Source organism: Leptolyngbya sp. FACHB-36, from assembly GCF_014695955.1.
Classification (GTDB): domain Bacteria; phylum Cyanobacteriota; class Cyanobacteriia; order Leptolyngbyales; family Leptolyngbyaceae; genus FACHB-36.
Genome location: NZ_JACJPG010000546.1, coordinates 1 through 6,243 on the forward strand (window position 1 = coordinate 1; position 6,243 = coordinate 6,243).

Here is a 6,243-nt window from a genome sequence, read left to right on the forward strand (position 1 = left end):
CCGGACTTGTCTTGCCTGTAGGTCAAGCCAGCCACCAAAGAAATCCAGCAGATCTCCAGCATGCGGTGGAGTGAGCCGAATCGCCAGCGCGTTGATTGTGAAATCGCGACGGTAGAGGTCTTGGCGAATGGAACTTGCCTCGACTTCTGGATTCGCCGCAGGGTAGGGATAGAACTCAGTGCGAGCCGTAGCAATGTCTACCCAGAGAGATTTGAATACAGGATCGTTGTGCCACAGTAGCGCCGCCGTCTGGAACTTGCCGTGTACGTCCAAGCGTGCTCCAGGGTATTGCGTTTGCAGCGATCGCGCGAGTTCTACGCCTGCACCAACATCTGCCGATCGATGAAATCCATCCACGACCAGATCGATGTCCTGAAGCAGCAATGGCTCTGCCTGACTGGACAGGTTTAATACTAAATCCCGCACTGCTCCACCCACTAGGTAGAGGTGCCATCCCCGTTCTTCCGCCTGCTGTGCGGCCTGTGTTAACACCGTCCACAGTTTTGGTGTGAGGCGCTGCTGTAGAGCCGTCAGCAAGAAATGGGGAGCGGGAAGTTGAGTGTTGAATGGTGTTCGCGAAGCGTTTCTGGAGGAACTACTTTGAATGTCCACTCCGCTTTTCATTTCCCTTCGATGTAGCTGCCGCAGCACATCCGTTCGCGTCACAATGCCCACCAGTTCACCGTTATCTACCACGGGTAGGCGACCAATGTCATACGTCACCATTAAGGATTCGATATCGGGTAGCACTGTGTCGGGTGTAATGGTCTTTAAATTCGTGGTCATGTAGCCTTTGACTGGCGCGTGACTAAAGCCGTGGTGCAGAGCAATGTCGAGGTCGCGGCGAGAGATGACCCCAACGATCTGCCCCTGAGTATCTACTACAGAGAGGCCAGAGTGCCCATAGCGCAGCAAAATCCGCTGTGCCTCGTCGATCGTCGTTTCCGGTCGAATCGTGCGAACAGGCGAGGACATTAAGTCTCTGGCGATCGGTGGGTGGGGCAGTTGTGCCTTCAGTTGCGCGACTAGCTGAGGCAGCGTCTCTGGCGAGGGGTTGCGCAAATTAGCCGCTGCTGCACGGGGATGTCCACCGCCGCCCAGCGGTTTGAGAAGGGTATTCAAATCGGTGCCGTCGAGGCGCGATCGTCCAATCACCGTCAGCCAGGTTTCCGCATCCTCACCACCTGCCCGCGAATACTGCGCCGCCAGCAGCAGCGCATCGATTTCGGTTAACTCGATCAATCGACCCGCCACGCTCGACAGTCCTGGCACAAATTCATCCAGCTTCAGCAGAACCCAGGCGATCGCTTGTCCCTGCACCGTTTCGGTTTGCAGAGTATCTAACGCCACGGTGAGGAGATCCTGCAGCTGCGGCGACAGTCCAGGGTCTACGTACTCGGCGATCGCCCGCAGGTTTGCACCATGCTCCATCAGCCACGCTAGCGCTGCGGCATCTCGCGCGGTGGCATGGTCAAAGGTCAGTGATCCCGTATCAACATGAATTCCCAGCGCCATCACGGTTGCTTCGATCGACGTGGGCGTTAGCGACTGCGCCCGAAGCTGCTCCACGATCAGCGTCGTCGTGGCACCGACTGCTTCCAGATGCATTTCTGCCGCCGGAATGTCAGAATTCCCGTCTAAATGGTGGTCGTAAATCGCAATCTCTACGTCTGGCAAATCCAGCCACTCGGCAACTTTGCCCAGCCGATCGCGCCGCTGTGCGTCTACAACTACCAGGAAGCGAATTTGCTCCGGATTTACCGATCGACGCTCGATCAGCGCGTACTCATCGCGATGCAGCGCTAAAAAATCTCGCACGGTTGGATGGGCACCACCCGACAGCACAATGCGCGCCCCCGGTCGCAGCCGCGTCATGCCAATGGCAGCTCCCAAGGTGTCAAAGTCAGCAGTGGTGTGGCAGAGGATAAGGTCCATGCGGTGGGGAGTGAGCAGAGAGCAAACGTGGGAAAGTGAGGGATAACGGGTAAGTCAGCGCGGGCGATCGAAGTAATTAACAGCGAATGGCTAATCACGACTCCTCACTCCCTGGCTCCTTACTATCCATTGGTATCAATTTTCTGATAGCGTACTACTCATGGGCTGACTGATGCCGTCTCAGCGGTCCTTGGTTGCTTTAGATTGATGCCGTAGCGGGAGAAAGGTAATGTTTACGATTCTGTTCCAGATTGCGCTGGCTGCTCTGGTGATTTTGTCGTTCGTGATGGTGGTGGGTGCGCCTGTAGCGCTGGCAACGCCTCAAAACTGGGACCAGTCGAAGCGGCTTGTGCTGCTGGGGTCTGGCGTTTGGGCGGTGCTGGTAATCTTGGTGGGTGTGTTAAACTACCTGGTTATTTAATCCAGTTCAGCGGGGCTGAACTCAGCAATAAGAATCTTGAATTAAGATCATCGTAAACCCCATCAGCCGAATCTGCGCTGTCAACGCTTCTAAGCTGATGGGGATGTTCGCTACCTACAAACAGAATGGCGGTTTTTGAAGGAACGTTTACCCAAACTGATCGACTGCGATTTGCGATCGTTATTGGGCGATTCAATGATTTAGTGACGAGCAAGCTGCTGGAAGGCTGTCAGGACTGCCTCAAGCGACACGGAGTGAATGTAGACCCAAATGGAACGCAGGTAGATTATGCCTGGGTTCCGGGCAGCTTTGAGGTGCCAATGGTGGCGCGGCAGTTGGCGCTGACAAATCGCTACGACGCGATCATCTGCTTGGGTGCGGTGATTCGTGGACAAACGCCCCACTTTGACTACGTTGCGGCTGAAGTTTCTAAAGGCATCGCCGCGGCAAGCTTCCAAACTGGGGTTCCAGTCATCTTTGGTATTGTCACCACTGACACCATGCAGCAGGCGCTAGAGCGAGCGGGCATTAAGAGTAATCTGGGCTGGAACTACGCCATGAGCGCGTTGGAAATGGCAAGCTTGATGCCCCAGGTCAAAGGAACCTACGACACCCATGCGGGTGCAACGCCGACGCTGCAAGCTTCCTTGAGAAGTGCAGTGGCACCGGATGGTTCACTAGAGCAAGCCACTTGAGTGTGATTCAGTGACGGCTCCTTCAGGTGTCACTTGATCAGGAGTTTCTGCTAAGTCTTTCAGATTCAACGGTATTTTTACAATCTCCAAACTTAAAATCCCCGACTTCGTTTAAAAAGCCGGGGATCAATATATTCGCGATCGCGTGCAACTACAAACCGCTAATTTTGCTCGCGGTAGTTTGCATCGACCCAGCAGCGAGGTAAGCTCTCGCCTGAAGGAAACGCTAAATTTGCTTTTTCAAGCTTCACAGGGTCCTGCTCTTCTTGTCCTTCCTGACTTTGGCTAGGTACGGCTGATTGAGTTGGGTCCGACAGCGCTTGTACGTCTAAAATTTCGATGAGTTCGCCCGTTTGCTTGTCTTGTAGCAGCATAATCAATTACTCACATATCGTTAGTAAGGCACTATTCGTGCACCATTCGCTACTAGCGTGCTATTTTTATCTGCTGAAATCCTCTATCTCAGGATGCACCTAGCAGCCGCCAGCATTCCTGCGCGATCGCCCAATCTTCCTGAGTGTGAACCACGACCACGCGCACGATCGAATCCGGAGTAGCAATGTCTTGATCGACGGGAGATTGACGGTTTTTCTCGTGGTCCAGCTTCAGTCCCAGAAACTCGAAGGCTTGACAGGTCAACTCCCGCACCGTAGCCTGATTTTCCCCAACGCCCGCTGTAAACACCAGCGCATCCAGTCCGCCCAGCGTTGCCAGCATCCCGCCAATATTGAAGCGCAAGCGGTGGACGTACACATCAAACGCGAGTTGGGCACGATCGTTCCCTTCAGCAATGGCGTGGGTAATCTGCCGCATATCTCCAGAAATGCCAGACACTCCCTTTAGTCCAGATTCTTTGTTGAGCAATTTGTCTAAGCGGTCAGCGGTGTGTCCCTGCCGCAGCAAATAAATTAAAATTCCTGGATCGACCGCACCGGAGCGACTGCCCATCATCAAGCCATCCAACGGGGTGAAACCCATTGTTGTATCAACGCTGCGTCCACGATCGATCGCGGCGAGTGAGCAACCGTTTCCCAAGTGGCAGGTGATCAACTTTAGCGTGCTCAGGTCGCGCCCGAGGATGTGGGCAGTGCGTTGGGCGCAGTATTGGTGACTGATGCCGTGAAAGCCATAGCGTCGGATGCCCTGCTCTAACCAGTCATAGGGACCGGGATAAGTGCTGGCAGCCGTCGGCAGTTGAGCATGAAAGGCAGTATCGAACACGGCAACTTGAGGGACATCGGGCAGGATTTTTTCGATCGCCTCAATGCCTTCCAAATTGGCGGGATTGTGGGCAGGAGCAAGGTCCGCTAGGCGAGCGATCGTCTGCTTCACGTCTGGTGTAATGACAACACTGGCGCTATAGTCTTGTCCCCCATGCACCACGCGATGTCCTACAGCCTGAATGTCGGATGGCTGCTGAATTACCTGAGTTTTGCCTTGCCAAAGCGTTTCCAGCAGATGGATCATGACCTGGGAGCGATCAGTGGCTGGAATCTCTTCGTGCAGATTGCCCGCTGCGGTTTTGATTTTTAGCTCTGCGACATCCGCCTGATGGCTCCAATCGACGCTGGCTTCCCACAGTGGCTCGGACGCTTCCGCTGCTGTACCGTCCAGCGCATACAGCGCACTTTTCTGGCTACTCGATCCCGCATTCAACACCAGGATTTTCATGCTGTACCCTGAGATTGCCGCTTGCATTGTGAACAGAAATTAGATTCCACTCCACCCTCGCAAGAGAGAATTACCGCGCGTTCCTAGTGCAGACGCCCCACAAGTACCGATAAGCTTTAAAGGTCGCAATGAGTCTTGAACGTTGACTGGCACTCCTTCCAAACTCGCCACACTGTCGCTGTCGCAGCTAGAGCACTGGATAACCCACACCAAAACACAGGTGCAGATTGGACGGCTTCCCAACTATATTCCCCTCCTGGCAACGGCTGATCCTCAGTGGTTAGCGCTTCAGGTGCAGACGATCGAGGGCAATGACTACGCCGTGGGGGACGCTGCCCAACCATTTGCGCTGATGAGCGTTGTCAAGCCGTTTCTGCTGCTATTTCTGCTGCACCAGCTAGGGCACGAGGCTGTCTTTGCGCGAGTGGGCATCGACCCCTCTGAGCAGCCGTTTCACTCGCTGGCGCAGCTCAAGTCGGATCAAGGCTTTCCCCGCAATCCCATGATCAACAGCGGCGCGATCGCGCTGACCGCGCTGCTGCCGGGTCAATCTGGGGCAGAGCGGTGTGAAACCCTACGGCGCTGGCTGAACCAGCAGTCGGGCGCTCAACTCGTGCTAGATGCGCCAATGCTGGCGTCGGTGCGATCGCTGAACAACGAAGCCAATCGAGCCATTGCTACCTATTTGGTGCAGTCAGGCTACCTGGACTCGGTGGAAACGGCGATCGACACCTACAATCACATTTGCTGTTTGTCAGGCACCGTTGGTGACCTCGTCCGTTTGGGGATGCTGCTGGCAACGTCAGCCAGCCCACACTCGCGCACCATCAACGCGCTAATGCTGACCTGCGGACTGTATGAAGCCTCTGGACGCTTCGCGGTGCGAATCGGCTTGCCCTGCAAGTCAGGTGTGAGTGGGGCACTCTTGGCGGTAGTGCCCGGAGCGGGCGCGATCGCCTGCTACAGCCCGACTCTCGACACAACGGGTAATTCGATTGCTGGGCTGTATGTGGTAGAGCAGATGGCGCGATCGCTCAATCTCAGCGTATTCAGCTCCTAAACTCATCCAGGATTTGCGCTGGTAAATGCTCAGGGCTTACCTGAACAATCAACAGTGAAAAATATGGCAGCGTCAAGTCTGGTTTCGTCTGCAACTCTCGATGAATCACTTGGTTGGGATGAGTTGCCCACTCCACTACGTAGCTGCGCTCTAATAGCTGATGCCGCTGCAAAATCGTCCACACTTGGCGATACACCGAACTCACCTTCATCAGCACAACAACATCTGCCGCTGCCAGGGTGGTTTCTAAGTCTGCAACCTTGTAGAGAGCTGGCAGAACCACTAAGCGCTGCTGCCGCAGTGTTAGGGGCAGTCCCAGTGCCGCCGCCGCCGCTAGCGGCGAGCAGACTCCGGGGATGGCGTCGATCGTCACTTCTGGGTGCGCCTGCTGCAACGTTTGCGCCAGATACGTGAAGGTGCTGTAAAAGCTAACGTCGCCCTCCGACACAAACACGACGTCG

General features: G+C 55.2%; 7 protein-coding genes. 3 read left to right on the plus strand and 4 right to left on the minus strand.

Annotation, left to right across the window (positions count from 1 at the left end; all coding sequences use genetic code 11):
- Positions 1–1,935, minus strand: a 1,935-nt coding sequence (locus H6F43_RS15630; RefSeq protein WP_190343651.1) for a CBS domain-containing protein, incomplete at its 3' end; no start/stop codon positions are given.
- 229 nt (positions 1,936–2,164) lie between these two features.
- Between H6F43_RS15630 and psbZ the strand changes: the two genes are divergently transcribed.
- Together psbZ and ribH are read left to right on the plus strand one after the other, a co-directional pair.
- The gene (gene psbZ / locus H6F43_RS15635) at positions 2,165–2,356 is read left to right on the plus strand and encodes a photosystem II reaction center protein PsbZ (protein WP_190343652.1); all 192 of its coding nucleotides are present in this window, start codon (positions 2,165–2,167) and stop codon (positions 2,354–2,356) included.
- A 125-nt stretch (positions 2,357–2,481) separates the two neighbouring features.
- Positions 2,482–3,051, plus strand: coding sequence for a 6,7-dimethyl-8-ribityllumazine synthase (ribH, locus tag H6F43_RS15640; protein WP_190343653.1), 570 nt, complete (start codon positions 2,482–2,484; stop codon positions 3,049–3,051).
- A 161-nt stretch (positions 3,052–3,212) separates the two neighbouring features.
- Here ribH and H6F43_RS15645 read toward each other — a convergent pair whose 3' ends face one another.
- Both H6F43_RS15645 and H6F43_RS15650 read right to left on the minus strand, forming a co-directional pair.
- The gene (locus tag H6F43_RS15645; RefSeq protein WP_190343654.1) at positions 3,213–3,425 is read right to left on the minus strand and encodes an acetyltransferase; all 213 of its coding nucleotides are present in this window, start codon (positions 3,423–3,425) and stop codon (positions 3,213–3,215) included.
- A gap of 88 nt (positions 3,426–3,513) precedes the next feature.
- On the minus strand, positions 3,514–4,722 hold the full coding sequence (locus H6F43_RS15650; protein ID WP_190343656.1) for an acetate kinase: 1,209 nt from the start codon (positions 4,720–4,722) through the stop codon (positions 3,514–3,516).
- A gap of 142 nt (positions 4,723–4,864) precedes the next feature.
- Here H6F43_RS15650 and glsA point away from each other — a divergent pair, with 142 nt between their 5' ends.
- Entirely contained in the window at positions 4,865–5,782 is a 918-nt protein-coding gene (gene glsA, locus H6F43_RS15655) for a glutaminase A (protein ID WP_190343655.1), read from the plus strand.
- On the opposite strand, the gene H6F43_RS15660 is transcribed toward glsA, so the two are convergent.
- Positions 5,772–6,243 (minus strand): SAM-dependent methyltransferase (locus tag H6F43_RS15660; RefSeq protein ID WP_242025662.1); only part of this gene is annotated, 472 nt, incomplete at its 5' end. The genes glsA and H6F43_RS15660 overlap by 11 nt on opposite strands.

Excerpts from the sequence above, each read along its gene's own strand:
- ribH (WP_190343653.1), top strand. The coding sequence starts at position 2,482 with ATGGCGGTTTTTGAAGGAACGTTTACCCAAACTGATCGACTGCGATTT.
- H6F43_RS15645 (WP_190343654.1), bottom strand. The coding sequence starts at position 3,425 with ATGCTGCTACAAGACAAGCAAACGGGCGAACTCATCGAAATTTTAGAC.
- H6F43_RS15650 (WP_190343656.1), bottom strand. The coding sequence starts at position 4,722 with ATGAAAATCCTGGTGTTGAATGCGGGATCGAGTAGCCAGAAAAGTGCG.
- psbZ (WP_190343652.1), top strand. The coding sequence starts at position 2,165 with ATGTTTACGATTCTGTTCCAGATTGCGCTGGCTGCTCTGGTGATTTTG.